This is a genomic window from Caulobacter sp. Root343 (assembly GCF_001425745.1).
Lineage (GTDB): Bacteria > Pseudomonadota > Alphaproteobacteria > Caulobacterales > Caulobacteraceae > Caulobacter.
This window is the reverse complement of the sequence record NZ_LMDF01000007.1, coordinates 965,366-981,504: the sequence shown is the minus strand read 5'-3', so window position 1 is coordinate 981,504 and position 16,139 is coordinate 965,366. Positions and strand designations below refer to the sequence as shown.

Here is a 16,139-nt window from a genome sequence, read left to right as displayed (position 1 = left end):
TTTATCCGCTTAAGGACGAGTTTCGTCTACGCTCGTAATGACGATGTCGCCATTACCCGCGAGGTGGGTGGCCACCGGCAAGCCGGCCTCCAGCACGGATCGCACGTCCTCGATCCGCTCGACCTTCATCGATCCGGAAAGCCGCAGGGCGCCCAGCGCCGGATCGGCGAGAACGAAGCGCCGGCCGGCTGCGCGCGACAGACGCTCGGCTGCTTCGGTCAGGCCAGTGTCGGCGAACACCAGTCGCCCGTCTTTCCAGGCCGCATCGCTGACGACATCGGCCATTTCCGCCCGGCCGCCCATCTTCGCCGCCACATAACGCTCGCCCGGCTTGAGCACGATATCGACCGCGCCCGGCGCGCCGACGCGCAGCGAGCCTTGCACCAACGATACCGTTAGGTGTCGCCCGCCCGCGACGTTGAAGCGGGTGCCCAGCACCGTCAGCGTCCGGCCCGACGCGGCGACCGTGAACGGACGGCGGGCGTCGTGGCTGACCTCGAAGAAAGCGTCGCCTTTGGCGAGGTCCACGGTGCGCGCATGCCGCGACCACCGAACCGTCAGAACGCCACCAGGGCTGAGCGCGATGCGGCTGCCATCCGCCAGCGCCAAGTGGGCTACGGCGTGGTCGGGCGCCACGTACCGCTCGGTCCGAGGACGATCGACAAGCATCACGCCCGCGACCAGAGCTGCGGCCCCTGCCAGGCCGAGACCCCCGACAAGCCAGCGACGGGCGAGCGCCGCGCTACGCCCGTGTTGGGGCGGGTTCAGACGGGCGGTCAGGCGCGCCGACTGTCGCAAACGGCGGATCACCGGATCTTCGGCAGCTAGGCCCGCGGCCAACCAGATCTCGCGGGTCTGGGCGACTTCCTCGCGCGCGGCGGCCGAACTGGCGGCCCAGGCGTCGAGACTGAGTTGCTCGGCCTCAGTAAGCGCTCGCGACAAGCTGGCGGCGAGCAGTTGGCGCGGATCGCGGCCGGGCGCCGGGCTGGCGATGTCACTAGGCGTCATGCTGAGATCCGATTGCCTGACGCAGCCGCGTCATGGCCGTCATCATGTGTTTTTCCACCGCGCTTACCGACAGTCCCAGACGCGCGGCGGTTTCGGCCTGGCTGAGGTTTTCGAAACGGCAGAGGACGAATACGGCCTTGACGTTGGGGTGGAGCGTATTCAGGGCCGCGACCAGGGTTCGTAGGCGCTCGCGCCCGCTGAGCGCCGCCTCGGCGGAGGGTTCCTCGGCGGGGAGGGCGGGATCGACCTCGACGTGGTAGCCGCGACGCCGTGATCGCTCGTGGCGCTCGTGGTCGACCAGGGCGTTGGCGGCGACCGTGAAGATCAGGCCGTCGGGATTACCCCAGTGCAGGCGAGAAAACCGGCGCGACAAGCGCATGAAGACCTCCTGTGTCAGGTCCTCGGCGTCCTCGAGGCTGACGGCGCGGCGTTGAAAGAAGCTCAGCAGGGGACGACGATAGCGCGCGACGAGCGCGTCGAAGCCGGGCGCGTCCAACGGCGATGGCGCCGTCTCTGACGAGCGCGCCTCCGGGGTGAACTCGGTCGTAGGCGTGGGGAAGATCAGAACGCCCATCTCAGCCTCGTGGACAGGTATCGGCCCCAGTGATGGGTTTCCATCGGCTGGTCTCGGGTCTCGCCGTAGACGTACTTGCGTGCGTCCGTCAGGTTGACGCCTTCCAGAGTCAGCATCGCCCGGCGATCGATCCGCCATGAGGCCGCGCCGTCCAGCGACCCGAAGGCTTCGGTATGGGAGGGCGCGGTGACCGAGCTGCCGATCGTCGTCAGGTAGGGACCGCGCCAAGCATAGCCCAGGCGTACGGAAGCGCGGCCGCGCTCGTAGAAGGCCAGCAGGCTGTAGTTTGTGCGCGACAGGCCCAGCAAGGCGTTGCGGATGACCCGATCGCCAGCGAAATAGTTGGCCCTGCTGCGCACAAGGGTCACCGATCCCTGCACGCCCAGGCCGTCGAACGGGGCGGGGAGCGACCTGAACGTCTGGCTGTAGGCGGCCTCGAGCCCCTGGATCCGGGCGTCGCCGCCGTTGACGTTGGTCGACAGCAGCACCTCGCCGCGTCCGGGGACCTGGATATAGGTGTTTTGAGCGGTGATGTAGTGGTCCAGCCGACGGTCGAACACCGCGCCGGTCAGGGCGCCGCCCGACGCCAGGTACCATTCCAGCGAGACATCCAGCTGAGTGGCCAGAAACGGGTCCAGGTCGGGATTGCCGCCGTTGGCCGTGGGCGTGTCGCGGGCCAGGGTGATACGCGGAGCGTTGTCGACGACGTTGGGCCGGTTGACCACTCGCGAAGCGCCCAGACGCAGCAGCAGGTCGGGGCGCAAGGTCATGCGCAGGTTGGCGCTGGGCAGCCAGTCGCCATAGGACTTGCGCCATTCGGCGGGTATTGGGATGGCCCCGCTGGACAGCACGCCCGCGGAGACTTGATCGGTATGGGCGTAGCGCACGCCCATGTCGCCGTCGACGGCGCGTCCGAACCACGCGCCCGCGAAATCGGCGCGGACATAGGCCGAGCGGATCTTCTCCTCGACCACGAAGGAATTGCGAAGATCTGAAGTCGACGGCGGCTGGGCGGCGATCTCGGGGGTGAAGAGCCGCCCATAAAAAGCGCGCGCGTCAGGCGCCACCCAACGGCGTGGGAGATCGCCGTTGGTCCCGGCCAAGAAGTTCGAGAAGGGGGTTAGTCCATAGGATTTAGCGCCCAGGGTGGTCAGGGGGGCGCCGACCACCGTATCCAGAATCCAATCGCGGCGGCGATAGTCCCGCACCCGGCGCCGCCGCTCGAGGCCGGCGCTCAGCTTGCCCAAAGGACCGTCGAAGGTTCGCGAGGCGTCGAGCTTGATCGCTTCGTCGGTGTCGCGCGAATCTTTCCAAGTGTAGTCGAAGGCTTGGCCGACAAATTGGCCGGGATCAGCGTAGTTGATCGGCGTCATCAGGGCCGGGCCCGCGCCCCGGCCTTGGCCGAAGTCGAAGCTGAGCGGCGCGAAGAACGCCGCCCGGGCGCGCACCGTACCTTGGCCGTCGGGATGATAGCTGCGAGCGCGCGAATAGGCGTAGTCGGCCTCGACCGACCACGACCCGTCGCTCCAGTGCTGGTGCGCGCCGAAGGCGGCCAGGTCGTGTCGGTTCAGGCTGGTTTCGCGAGAGGCCATCCATCGCACGTTGTCGATGGTTCCGGCCCGCACGGTGTCGCCGACGATGATCTGGGTTCCCGGAACGAAGCTCGGCGCCGAAAACGTGGGATCGTCGGGATAGATGTCGAGGCCGAACTCGTCGTAGTGGGCGTCCAGCCGGGTCAGCAGCAGGTCTATGTCGGATCGCCAAGCGGCGGACGGTCGCCACTGCAGCGCGAAATCGGCCGACGCCAGGCGGCGATCCTCCAACTCGACGGTCGGTCGGGTGCGTGTGGGCGTATACAGCCCCGGTCCCAGAACCGACTTGAAACGATCGAGGTTCCAACCCGTCTGGTAGAGCCGGTCGTTGCGGACGCGCCGGCGGTCGGTTACGCCCGCGGCCAGCAGGCCCAGGCTGCCGCCATCGTTGATCCAACTCCAGACGCCGGAGACGGCGGGATCGACCTTGCCGCTCTGGCCCCGCGAGCCGCGGATCGAGATGGCGGCGCGACGCGACTGCTCAAGCGGCTTGAAGGTGCGCACGTCGATGTTGCCGCCCAGCGCGCCTTCATCCATGTCGGCCGTGGTGGTCTTGGCCACTTCGATGCGTTCGATGGCGTCGGCCGGCAGCATCTCGAAGCGAAACTGCCTGCCGCGAAAGCCGCCGTTCTCGACCAGGTCGTTCATCGCCACCGACCGGCCGTTGAGCAGCACGTTCTGGAATTGCGGCCCCAGGCCTCGGACGCTGACATAGAGCCCGATCCCGCGATGACGTTCCAGGCTGACGCCAGGGGCGAGTTGCAATGCTTCGGCGGCGTTGACCGCGGGCAGCCGGGCGATGTCTTCGGCGCTGACGGCGTCCATGCCATAGGGCGCCCGCCGCTTGAGCATGAGGGCTCGGCCCAGGCTGGCGGCGTACGGCGCGGTGACGACAACTGGATCGAGCGACGCGGCTTCGTCGTTTTCTGGGCCCAATCGGAGCGGGACCCGCGCCGGAGCCGCCTCCAGCGAATAGAGACCCGGTCCAAGCTTGCGGACAACCAAACCCTGGCCGGCGACCAGGGCGGCCAGGGTTTGATCCAAGCTGGCCCCATGGGGAGCCAGCCCGGCGAGGCGGCCACTGACGAAGCGGGGCTGAAAGACGATCTGTACGTCACGTTCGATTGCCAGTTTGGTCAGCGCCTGGCCCAAATCCTGGCGAACTTGTGCGTGGGCTCGCGGCACGAGCGACGCCGCCGCGGTCGCCGTGATCGTGAGCAGCACGGTCCGACAATCGATTTTGCGTGGCATGCTGCGCGCGAGGATCTCCGGTTTCGCCGACGCGAACCGATCCTGCCGTGGACTAATCGGCTTGGATGACGGATTGACGACATCACGCCTCTATCGAGATGCGAAACGTCGCCGAATTGGAGCGATCTCAACGTCCGCATCCGGCGGCGATTTAGCTGTTTGAGCCATGACGCGGCAAGACGGCGGAGCTGACGGCCGAGCGCGCGGCGCGGTCATTGTCAGGCACGCAAGGCGTCACGAAACCTACGCAATAAATACATAAGGACGGCGGGGCGACGACGAGGATGAGAGTCCTCGAAATCATTTCGAAAACAGGATGCTGAAGCAATCGGGTGAAAATCCGCCCGACTCTTCACGTCTGAATGCTGTTCGAACGGGCGGCAACGACGCGTTGTCTTCGGTCCGAGATGTAATGCTTGGGGATTTCTCGTGACGATAAAGAATCAAAGCCGGAACGGTCGGCGCGGCCTCGCGCTGCTGTTCTCCACGACTGTGCTGATCGGCGCCGGTCACGCCTACGCCGCCGAACCGGCCGGGGCCGACGCGGCGACCGCCGACGGCGACCGCCTGGAAGAGGTGATGGTCACCGCCCGCAAGCGCTCGGAGAACGTCCAGACCGTCCCGACGCCGGTGACGGTGATCTCGGCGGGCGAGATCCAGCGCCAGAACCTGATGAACTTCACCAACTTCCAGTACAAGTTCCCGGCCTTCTCGGTCTATCTGACCAATCCGAAGCAGCAGAACCTGGGTATCCGGGGCATCGGCAACAACGGCTTCAACACCGACGGCATCGACGGCTCGGTCGGCATCTTCGTCGACGGCGTCTATACCGGCCGTCAGGGCATGGTCAGCGGCGACTTCAGCGACATCGCCGACATCGAACTGCTCCGCGGACCGCAGGGCACGCTGTTTGGCAAGAACACCACGGCCGGGGCCGTGATCATCAACTCCAAGCTCCCGACCTTCACGCCAGAAGGCTCGGCCGAGGTGACCTTCGGCGAGGACAACCTGCGTCAGGTCAAGGCCAGCGTCTCCGGCCCGCTGATGGACGGCAAGCTGGCTGCGCGCGTCTCGGCCTTCTACACCGACAAGGACGGCAACTATCCCAACCGCGCCGGCGGCCCGGCCGCCAACGCCCGCCAGAGCGAAGGCGTGCGCGCCCAGTTCCTGGCCAAGGTCGGCGACGACGTCACCTTCCGCCTGATCGCCCAGCACACCGAGCAGAACTTCAACTCGATCGGCCCTGTGACTCTGGGGGTCTACAACCCCGCCGCTCTGCAGGCCCGCATGGCCGCCGCCGGCTACACCCTGTTGGTCAGCGACGCCGAGAAGCGCGAGGTCAATATCGACGCTCCGCTGACGGCGACCACCCACGCCAACCTGGTCAGCGGCGAGCTGAACTGGGACTTGGGCGAGAAGGGGACGATCACCTCGATCAGCGCCTTCCAGAACTGGACCTGCTTCACCAACAACGACAACGACTACACCCAACTGAACGCCATCCCCGACTACGGCTCGTGCAACGTCGAGCGCCAGTACTCGCAGGAGCTGCGCTGGGCCTCGGTCAAGGACAAGCCGGTTGAGGCGGTGCTCGGCACGTTCCTCTCGACGCAGTACCTCGGCGTGAACTCGCGCATCCGCTTCGGCGACCAGTACAACATCTGGGCCGCCAATCCCTCGGCTGCGGCCTTCCCGACCCTGGCCGGCAAGACCTGGGCCCAGGGCGCCTATGCCTCGGCGGTCGCCGGCTTCGGCATGCGCTCGTACGCCAGCTTCCACACCGACACCGCCGCCCTGTTCGGCAACGTCGTCTGGCATCCGGACGCCGACCGGAAGTGGGCGATCAACCTGGGTTTGCGCCAGACCTGGGAAGACCGCGACTACGCCTATACGGGCTGGGTCGAGAGCAACCTCGGCAATCTGACCCAGGCCCAGGTTACGGCCATGTCGGCCGCCGGCGCCAACGCCCAGCTGGGCCGCGCGACCGACGCCCTGAAGGACAAGTCGCTGTCCGGGCAGGTCGGCGTCAGCTATCGCCCGACCACCGATTTCATGGCCTATGTCACGGCGGCGCGCGGCCACAAGTCGGCCGGCTTCAACCTGCTGCCTTTCGATCCGGCCACCGCCATCTACGGCGCCAAGCAGGACGTCGATGGCGAGACCTCTGACAATGTCGAAGCCGGCTTCAAGAGCGAGTGGTTCGACCGCCGCCTGCTGCTGAACGTCACGGCGTTCAACACCGAGGTGAAGGACTATCAGGCCAACCAGGCGATCGGCGTCGGCAACACCGCCGTGCGCTTCCTGGCCAATGTCGGTTCGCTGCGTTCGCGCGGCGTCGAGGTCGAGAGCGAGGCGCGCCTGGGCGAGCTGCGCGTCAAGGGCCTGCTCGGCTATAATGAGGCCACCTACAAGAGCTTCCACAACTCGGTCTGTCCGGCCCAGTCGACGGCCCTGACCTGCGACCTGACCGGCCGCCAGGTCGCCTGGGCCCCGAAATGGACCAGCAGCGTCACGGTGAACTACGAGCACTCGTTCGTGTCGGGCACGACCAGCTACATGACCTTCGACGCCAATTGGCGCTCGACCCAGAACACCACGATCACCCTGGACCCGGCGGCGCAGATCAAGAGCTACGCCCTGGCCAACCTGCGGATCGGCACCCTGTTCATGGACGACAGCCTCGACCTGCAGGTCTGGGCCGAGAACCTGGCCGACAAGGCTTACTACATCAACCTGCTGGGCCTGACGAAGTCGACCGGCATCATACAAGGCTATCCTGGCAATCCGCGGACGATCGGCGCCACCGTCCGCTACCGCTTCTAGGCCGGACCCGACCGAAACCTCGCGCCGGCGGGCGGCCCCAGGGCCGTCCGCCAGTCTTCGTTCAGGAGATCCTCATGCGCCGCTCGATCCTACTCGCTCTCGCCGCCGCGACGCTCGCCGGTGGCGGCGCTCGCGCCCAGTCCCAGACCTATGTCGCCCGTCACTGGAGCGAGGCCGCTGGCGAGGAGACCGTCGCGTTCCAGGGCCAGACCTTCGTCAACCACGGTCTGGTCGCCGTCGGTCGACTCGACGCGGCGACGCGGGACTTCAAGGGCGATACCCTGGGCTCGTTCTCGGGCATGGCCCTGCGGTCCTGGCGCCGCTTGACGAACGGGAGCTACGAGGGAGAGCTGCTCACCCTGCCGGACCGTGGGCCCAACGGCGTCGGCTCCGTGGCCGGCACGGTCGACTACGCCAACCGCCTGCATGCGCACCGCCTGACCCTGGCCGGCGGCAAGCTGACGATCTCGCCGACCGGCGGCTTTCTGTTAAAGGACCAGACAGGCCAACCGTTCACCGGCAAGGATCCTGGCGCCAACGTGCTGACCCGCGACGGGATACGCTACCCCTCGCCGGCGACCGGCGAGGGCGCTGGCAGGATCAGTCTCGATTCCGAGGCGGTGACCTATCTGCCGGACGGCGGCTTCTATGTCTCCGATGAGTACGCGGCCGGCATCTATCTGTTCGACCGCACTGGAAAGCAGATCGGCGCGATCCAGGCCGTGCCGGCCCTGCTGCCAATGCACAAAGGCCAGCTGGACTTCACCGCGGAGGTGGCGCCCGACGCCGGCCGGCGTAACAACCAGGGCCTGGAAGCGCTGGCGGTAACGCCCGACGGCAAGCGGCTGGTCGCCATCCTGCAAAGTGCGACGGTGCAGGACACGGCGGGCTCGAACGCCGCCACGCGCAACAACACCCGCATCCTGGTCTACGACATCTCCAAAACCCGCACGCCCAAGACGCCGATCGGCCACTACGCGCTGCAGCTACCGACCGTGCGCGAAAACGGCGATGGCCGGGCCGCCGACGTCACCGCTGCTCAGTCGGAAATGCTGGCGCTGAACGACCACCAGTTCCTGGTGCTGGCCCGCGACGCCAATGGCCGGGGCAAGGGTTCGACCAAGTCGCCGGTCTTCAAGAGCGTGCTGCTGGTCGACACCGACGGCGCGACCAACTTGGCGGGCACGCCCTACGAGCAGGACGCCGAGGCGATCGCCCGCGACGGCGTCCTGGTCCCAGGGCTAGAGCCGGCCAAGCAGACCGAGCTGTTGAACCTGCTAAATCCCATTCAGCTGGCCAAGTTCGGCATGAACTTATCGACCGCCCCGTCCGATCGTTTCAGCTTGTCGGAGAAGTGGGAGGCCATGGCTCTGGCTCCGGCGATGGACAAGACCGCGCCCAATGACGTGTTCCTGCTGGTCGGCAACGACAATGACTTCCTGACGGCCGCCGGACGGGTCAACGGCCAAACGTTCGACGCTCGCCTCAGCGGGCCCGGCGGAGTCGGCGACAATGACAGCGTGATCTTGGTCTATCGGTTGACCATGCCCGCCGGAGCAAGGCCAAGGGCAACCTTCTAAGGCGCTCATCACCTTCGAAACATCGGGCCAAAGGTCGTATATCGCCGCAGGGTTCAAGGCCGCGACGAGCCACGGCGGCGGCGCAACTCATTTCAAGGCCGGGATCACCATGCCGCTCCTCGATCGTCGAACTCTGATCGGAACCGGTCTTGCTGCGGCGACGCCCGGTCTGGCCTTGGCGCAATCCAATCTCGATTGGGTCGGCATCAAACGGCTGATGCAGGGGCCGGTGCTGGGCTGGTGCGCCACCGAAAGCGCCGCCGTCTGGACCCGTAGCAGCGGCGCCTGGCCGGTCTGCGTCGAATTCGATCTCGATCCGCTGTTCCCCGATCCTCGGCGCACGACGGTTCAGTTGGCTGACGCCGCCGAGGATTTCGTCCAGGTCCACCGCCTCGAAGGCCTGAAGCCAGGTCGGACTTACGCCTATCGTGTCCTGGTCGACGGCAAGATCAATCCCGACGACCAAGGCCTGGAGCCTTATCGGCTCACCACGCCGGCCGGAGCTCCAGCGCGTTTTCGTCTGGCGTTCGGGTCCTGCGCCCGCCGCGCGCGCTATCCCGTGCAGCCGATCTGGCGCGCCGTGGAAACCGCGCGGCCGGATCTGTTCATCTGGGCCGGCGACGCCGTCTACGCCGACAGCCTGGACCCGCATATCCTGGCCGAGGAGTATCGCCGCCAGCGTGACCTGCCGGAAATCCGCCGGTTCATGGCCGAGACCCCTCAGTTCTGCATCTGGGACGACCACGACTACGGCCTCAACGACCAGGATCGCCGGCATCCTGGCAAGGTCGCCGCCCTGGAGACCTTCCGACGCTATTGGCCCAATCCCGCCGCCGGCCTGCCGGAAGCGCCCGGCGCCTTCTTTCAATGGTCGCAGGGCGGTGTCGACTTCTTCTTCCTTGACGTGCGCTACTACCGCGACCCGAACCAAGATCCGAATATCGCGGGCAAGACCATGCTCGGCGCCGTCCAGCGCGACTGGCTACTGTCGGGGTTGAAGGCCAGCCAGGCGCCGTTCAAGGTCCTGGTCTCCGGATCGGGCTGGAATGACGGCAAGGTCGAGGGGGCGGACTCCTGGGCCTCGTTCACCCACGAGCGCGATGCGATCTTCGACGCGGTCATGGCGGCGGACGTCGCGGGGGTCGTGCTGCTGTCGGGCGACACCCATTTCGGCGAGATGAACTGCCTGCCCTGGTCGGAGCGCGGCGGCTACGACCTCTATGAGTTCGTCAGTTCGCCCCTGGCCCAGGACACGGTCGATCTCTACCTGACCGGCCGGCCGGTCATGCGGGTCCGACAGGCGTTTTCCGCCGACGTGAACTTCGGCGTCGTCGATTTCGACATGACCTTGCCGGATCCGACCGTCCGCTTCGAATTGCGGGACGAAGGTGGGCAGGCTGCCTGGCCTGCAGTCGTCGTCAAGGCCTCAGAACTGCACCCTGGCGTCAAGTCATGGCCAGGCAAGCTTGACGCCATTTCGTCGCGTCGCTGGGCCGCGGCGGGTCGTGGTCAGGACTACTTTGGATCCGCTCGGCCCTGAAATCTTGGCGGTGTTCGTCGGCCAGGTTTTGCTTCATGGCGACTAAAGCACGCCTCATCTTGCCCAAATCATCACCCGCTTTGGCGGCGAGGGCGCTTCCCGCAGACCGCCAACGTCTGGAACGAGCGCCGACCGGCCAATCCTAGTGAGGCGATTTGGATCCTCGCCCGGTGCATAAGAGATGGACGCGATAATCCCTGCGTCGCGAGGCGATCGGCGCCCCGACACCGACAAAGGTCTCTACAGGGGTGCGGGAGCGAAGGATCGGACACCCTCGCCTAGGGCGTCCGCTTGGGAACCGGACCGGCTCAGACCCTGGAACCCGTAGCGTGGATCGCCTGACACCTCCGCGCCCAGCCAGGTGGGGCGCGCGAAATGCTCGTCCTCGGCGTCCAACTCGATTTCCGCCAGGATGAGGCCGTGATTGACGCCGCCATACACGTCGATTTCCCAGACGTGATCGCCGACGACGACCTCAAACCGGGTCTTGTCGATGAGCGGCTTGAGGCAGAGGTGAGCCAGCAGTTGGTCGGCCTCGGCGAGGGGGATTTCGTATTCGTGTTCGCGGCGAGACACGCCGGACCGAGGTCCCTTGACGGTCAAGACAGCGTGATCCTCGGTGCGCCGCACCCGCACGGTGTTGGCGTCGCGCGCCAGATAGCCCTGCCGGATCTTTCGCCCAACCGCCGCATGTTCGCGCCAGGCCTCGCTGATCACCAGGAACTTGCGTTCGATTTCGAAGCCCATCACCGTTCCTGTCGCTAGTGTCGCACGTGCGCGACCGCCACGGCGCCGTCGTTGGTGTTCCGGCAGGCCACGATGCTGTCGGGCGGCCAGCGCCAGAGCTCGCAGCCTGGCTGCCGGCCTAGGACGCGATACCGATCTTCGCCTAGATCGAAGGCGAGAACAGGGGCGAAAGAAGGAGGGTTCGAGGCCGTTCCAAGCGGCATGAGGATCCGGACCAGGCTCACGCTCATGGGGATCTCCGGAAACATGGGGCTTGGACGGGAATGCGATCCTAACAAGACCTCGGATGCATGGCCAGCGTGAGCGGTAGCGCGAGTTTCAGCGTCTGCTGTTCCAGGCGAGGGCTCAAATGTTGAGCGGGGCTTGAGGTTAGCTGTCACCCGAACGTCATCTTGCGGTCTTCCACGCGCCATCCAGCTGTAGCGCGCCCGTCACCACTCCAGCCTAAGCGCCTGTGTCACACGTCAGGGGGACAGGATGCTCGAGCCGGTGATCATGCGCAGACTTTCCATCGGCCTGATGGCCAGCGCCAGCTTTTCGACGCCCATGCTTGCGGAGGCGCAAGAGGCCGATGCGACGGCTGTCGAGGCAGTGGTCGTGACCGGCCAGCGCGAGGCGCAGCGCGCCGCCATCGCCGTCAAGCGCGAGGCCTTCGCCGTCTCCGACGTCGTCTCGGCTGACGACATCGGCAAGCTGCCCGACCACAACACCGCCGCCGCCCTGCGCCGCATTCCCGGCATTTCGGTGATGGAAGACCAGGGCGAGCCGCGCTTCCCAGTCATTCGCGGCCTGCGTTCGACCTATAACCGCACCACCGTCGACGGCGCCTTGGTGGCCTCGGTCGACGAGAGCGGCCGCACCGTGCCGATGGACATCGTGCCCTCGGTGATGGCCGGTCGTCTGGAAGTCATCAAGACCGTGACGCCCGAGAACGACGGCAACGCCATCGGTGGCGTCATCAACGTCACCACCCGCAGCGCCTTCGACGCCAAGAAGCCGTTCTTCAACGGCATGGCCTCATACGGCGACTACGAGCGCAGCGGCGGCGTGCGCAACGACAAGCCGTCCTACCGCCTGGCCTTCGCGACCGGCGCCACCTTCGGCGATCAGGATCAATGGGGCGTGGTGATCGGCGCCTCGCACGAGCAGCTGGACTACGACATCCCGCAGGTGGAAGCCGCCGACCCGTCGGTGCGCGAATACAACGCCCTCGGCGCGCCGGTCCCGTCGGGCTCGGCGGCGGGCAACGGCATCCAGGTGCCGACCCAACTGCGCCTGTTCTGGTACAACAACACCAAGCAACGCAGCGGCGTGAACGGCAAGATCGAGTATCGCCCCACCGACGACTTCCGCTGGGAGGCCTCGGGCCTGTTCGCCCGCATGGAGGACGACGAGGAGCGGATCGAGTACCGCATCGAGCCCTTGGGCAACGTCGCCAGCCAAACCCCGACCAGCGGCGCCTTCGCGCGCGGCCGGGGTATCATCCAGCTGAACCAGCCGATCACCAAGCGCGAGATCGGCTTGGCCCGCACCAGCTTCGCCTGGCAGTTCGCCCCGCAGTGGAAGGCCGACGGCGACCTGGTCTATTCGCAAGCGGGCCTGGAAGTGCCCAACGAGTCGGTGGAGTTTCGCACCGTCGACGCGGCCGGCGCCAACTACGCCTTCACCTACGACACCACCAACCCGCTGTTCCCGGTCTTCAGGCCGGTCAACAACGCCGCCTTGCGCAACCCCGCCAACTACGTGCTGCAACAGCATCGCATCGCCCTGACCAAGACCGACGAGAAGACCAGCCAGGCCCGCTTCAACCTGGCCTTCGACGACGGGGCCGGCGATCACGGCTGGAAGGCCAAGATCGGCGGCGTACTGCGCTCCAGCGAGCGCGATTTCAAGAGCAGCCAAGTCAATTACCGGGCGGGAACCGGCTTCACCTACACCCTGGACGAGGTCGATGTGGCGGGTCCCAGCGAGCTGATCGCCGGCCGCTACCTGCTGTCCCCGCGCATCGGCGCCCAGCAGGCCATGGACTTCTTCCGGACCAACCGCGCCAAGTTCACCGAGACGATCACCGCGCCGACCGGCAACTACGGCGTCACCGAGGACATCTATGCCGGCTACGCCCAGGCCAGCTACCAGTTCGGCGACCTGACCCTGCTGGGCGGCCTGCGCTACGAGAAGACCAAGGTGGGGTCCGACGCGATCCGCAACACCGGCGGCGTCCTGACCCCGACCAGCAATTCAGGGTCCTACGGCAACTGGTTGCCTAGCGCTCACCTGCAGTGGAAGCCGGCCGAGAACTGGATCATCCGCGCTGCCTGGACCAACACCATCGGCCGCCCCGACTACAATTCACTGGCCGCCACCGAAGGCCTGAACTTCGACGGCAGCCAACCGACCCTGTCCCGCGGCAATCCGAACCTCAAGGCGCGCGAGAGCGGGGGCTTCGACCTGTCGGTCGAGTTCTATCCGCGCGACGGCATGGTCTCGCTGGCGGTGTTCAGCAAGAGCATCAAGAATGAGATCTTCACGCTGAGCTCGACCGAGAACCTCAATGTGGGTCGCGGCGTCGAGCCGGTGCTGGTGTCCACGCCGCGCAACGCCGAGACCGCCAAGATCGGCGGATTGGAGTTCGCGGTCCAGCAGGCCTTCACCTTCCTGCCCGCGCCGTTCGACGGGTTCGGCTTCAACGGCAACATCACCGTGCTGGACACCGAGTTCACCTTCCTGACCTCGACCGGTCCTCGCACCACTGGTCTGTTCCAGCAACCGGACCTGACCACCAATGCGTCGATCTACTATCAGCGCGGACCGCTGGAGGCCCGGGTGTCGCACAACTACATCGGCGGCCAGCTGGAGACGATCAACGACGCCAACGCCAATTCCGACCAGTACTGGAAGGGCCGCCACGTGTTCGACGCCAGCCTGTCCTGGCGCTTCGCCAATCACTTCACGATCTTCGTCGAAGGGCAGAACCTGTCCAACACCGGCCGCCAGGAAGTGACTGGCCCCGGCCGCCGCTACCTGCAGGAATGGGCCAATTACGGCCGCACCTACTGGGTCGGCGCGGCCGTGAACTTCTAAGGCCGGGGACGGAGAACGACCGATGATTCTGCTCCTCTTCGCGGCCTTGGCGCTGCAAACCGCCGACGTTCCCGCGCCAGCGGCCCGCAAGGCCGAAACCCTCCGCCGTTATGACGGTAACGCCAGTCAGGGCGCGGCCGTGGGTCCCAATGACGTCTATGCGGTCAGCAACTTCAGGCTGGTCCGCTACGACAAGAAAACCGGCGAGAAGCGGGCGGAGTGGACAGGCGACAAGGTCCGCTTTCCGCACATCAATTCCTGCGCCCTGATCGCCAAGGACCTGGTCTGCGCCAGCTCAAACTTCCCCGGCACGCCGCAGGTCAGCACGGTGGAGGTGTTCGATCCGATGAGCCTGGCTCACAAGCGCAGCGTCTCGCTGGGCTTGGGCACGGGGTCGGTCACCTGGATCGATCGCCATGACGGTTTCTGGTGGGCGATGTTCGCCAACTATGACGGCAAGGGCGGCGAGCCGCCGCGCGACCATCGCCACACCACCCTGGTCAAGTTCGACGACCAGTGGCGCAGGCTGGAGGCCTGGGCCCTGCCGCCCACGGTGCTCGACCGCATCGCGCCGATGAGCATCTCGGGCGGCGGCTGGGGACCGGACGGCAAGCTCTATCTCAGCGGCCATGACCTGCCAGAGCTATATGTCATGCGGCTGCCGATGGGCGGCGGCGTGCTGGACCATCTAGACACTATCGCCATGGAGGCCGAGGGCCAGGCCATCGACTGGGACGAGAGCCAGCCGGGCATGCTGTACGGTATCACCCGGCGAACCCGAGAGATCCTCGCCATGCGTATTCCAGTCCCGCGCTAGCGTCTGCGCCCGTCGATTTGCCTGCATCGTTCCATCTCTGGCGCTGGGTGCGTCAATGCTGGCGTACGCTGTTGCCGCCGAACTGCGGCGGTGGGGCGATCACTTGCGGCAAGCGGCCCGAGCCCACCCTCTAGGTCGCTATCCTGAAAGTCGTCTTTCCGGATCGACGCCAGAGTCCGCTGTTGGCGCGAAGCGGACAGTCGCCGCTCTGGATCGCCCAGGCTTGAGCCCGGCGATTCAGGGCTCTTCCGGGACCTTCAGTCTATCCCATTCAGCGCCGCCGAGATTGCCAGACCGACCGGAAAGGCGGGGTCCAAGCGGGTTGCGGGCTCGAGGGGCGGCTGGGCGATGAAGCGAACCCGCGCGCCTCGATGCGGCTGAGCCGCGTGCACCAGAAACGGGTGGCACAAATAGACCGTGCCCGCGGGGCCCGTCGCGGCGACCTCACGCCGATGGGCTGATTCCTCGAAGCCGGTGGCGGCCAATTCGCCCAGTGTCAGGCCCATCTCGCCCGCTGGGGCCAGGCGGCGGGCGATGTCGCGGTGCGAGCCGGCTCGAATACGGGTTGGAGCGTCCAAAGGTCCGACATCGGAAAACAAGAACAGCATCAGGAGCGCGCGTCCGCGAGAGTCGATATTGGCGCGCCACTGCAGGAAGTCGGGGTTTTCGGTCCCGAAGCTGACGTCGATGTGCCAGCCGGCGTCGCCGGGATCTTTGGGCGAAGGAAAGCGGACCGGGAAGGTCCCAAGCGCTTTCATCGGCCGCCAACGACCCGGCCCGACCAGTTGATCGAGTGCCGCGGTCAAGACCGGGGCGTTGGCGGCTTCCCTGAAGGGCTGCTCGGCGTGCATGCCTAGTCGGATCACGGGCTCGGTCCAGCTTTCCGGATCCTCGGGATCGCAGCCTGTCTCGCGCCACAAGATGGCGCGCGCGGCCTCGGCCAATCGAAGGGGGAAGGCGTCATCGAGACGGACGAAACCGTCGCGAACGAATTGCTCGATATCCGCCGCGCGGAGCGGGCGAGCTCGGTGATGGGTCATGATGGGATCAACGCACGTTGAACGGCCGCCAAGGCGACAGCCGTCTGAAAAGGGGCAGGGCGCGAAAGCTCGCGCGGCGAACCGTC

General features: G+C 66.4%; 9 protein-coding genes and 1 pseudogene. 5 read left to right on the top strand and 5 right to left on the bottom strand.

All coding sequences use genetic code 11. The features are described from left to right. Positions 1–9: 9 nt before the first annotated feature. Genes ASC70_RS17045 through ASC70_RS17035 form a run of 3 tightly spaced genes read right to left on the bottom strand, consistent with a single transcriptional unit; the run spans position 10 to position 4,425 of the window. Entirely contained in the window at positions 10–1,008 is a 999-nt protein-coding gene (locus tag ASC70_RS17045; protein WP_056052204.1) for a FecR family protein, read from the bottom strand. Further along, the gene (locus tag ASC70_RS17040; RefSeq protein WP_056052201.1) at positions 998–1,582 is read right to left on the bottom strand and encodes an RNA polymerase sigma factor; all 585 of its coding nucleotides are present in this window, start codon (positions 1,580–1,582) and stop codon (positions 998–1,000) included. The genes ASC70_RS17045 and ASC70_RS17040 overlap by 11 nt, the downstream gene beginning before the upstream one ends. Continuing rightward, positions 1,570–4,425, bottom strand: a complete 2,856-nt coding sequence (locus ASC70_RS17035) for a TonB-dependent receptor (protein WP_056052198.1) — start codon at positions 4,423–4,425, stop codon at positions 1,570–1,572. Before ASC70_RS17035 ends, ASC70_RS17040 begins: the two co-directional genes overlap by 13 nt. Before the next feature lie 429 nt (positions 4,426–4,854). Here ASC70_RS17035 and ASC70_RS17030 point away from each other — a divergent pair, with 429 nt between their 5' ends. From ASC70_RS17030 to ASC70_RS17020, 3 genes are all read left to right on the top strand, one after another. Beyond that, positions 4,855–7,248, top strand: coding sequence for a TonB-dependent receptor (locus ASC70_RS17030; protein WP_056052194.1), 2,394 nt, complete (start codon positions 4,855–4,857; stop codon positions 7,246–7,248). A 74-nt stretch (positions 7,249–7,322) separates the two neighbouring features. Further along, positions 7,323–8,828, top strand: a complete 1,506-nt coding sequence (locus ASC70_RS17025) for an esterase-like activity of phytase family protein (protein ID WP_056052191.1) — start codon at positions 7,323–7,325, stop codon at positions 8,826–8,828. Positions 8,829–8,937: 109 nt separating this feature from the next. Then, positions 8,938–10,368 (top strand): alkaline phosphatase, encoded by a 1,431-nt coding sequence (locus ASC70_RS17020; RefSeq protein WP_082539763.1) that lies wholly within the window; start codon positions 8,938–8,940, stop codon positions 10,366–10,368. Between the two features lie 240 nt (positions 10,369–10,608). On the opposite strand, the gene ASC70_RS17015 is transcribed toward ASC70_RS17020, so the two are convergent. Continuing rightward, positions 10,609–11,115: a CYTH domain-containing protein gene (locus ASC70_RS17015; protein WP_056052185.1), complete on the bottom strand. Its 507-nt coding sequence runs from the start codon at positions 11,113–11,115 to the stop codon at positions 10,609–10,611. A gap of 504 nt (positions 11,116–11,619) precedes the next feature. Between ASC70_RS17015 and ASC70_RS17005 the strand changes: the two are divergent. Continuing rightward, positions 11,620–14,196 (top strand): annotated as a pseudogene (locus ASC70_RS17005) (TonB-dependent receptor); the annotation flags it as partial. 22 nt (positions 14,197–14,218) lie between these two features. After that, positions 14,219–15,013: a hypothetical protein gene (locus tag ASC70_RS17000; RefSeq protein ID WP_056052176.1), complete on the top strand. Its 795-nt coding sequence runs from the start codon at positions 14,219–14,221 to the stop codon at positions 15,011–15,013. Between the two features lie 257 nt (positions 15,014–15,270). Here ASC70_RS17000 and ASC70_RS16995 read toward each other — a convergent pair whose 3' ends face one another. Then, on the bottom strand, positions 15,271–16,053 hold the full coding sequence (locus tag ASC70_RS16995; RefSeq protein WP_056052173.1) for a phytanoyl-CoA dioxygenase family protein: 783 nt from the start codon (positions 16,051–16,053) through the stop codon (positions 15,271–15,273). Positions 16,054–16,139 lie beyond the last annotated feature (86 nt).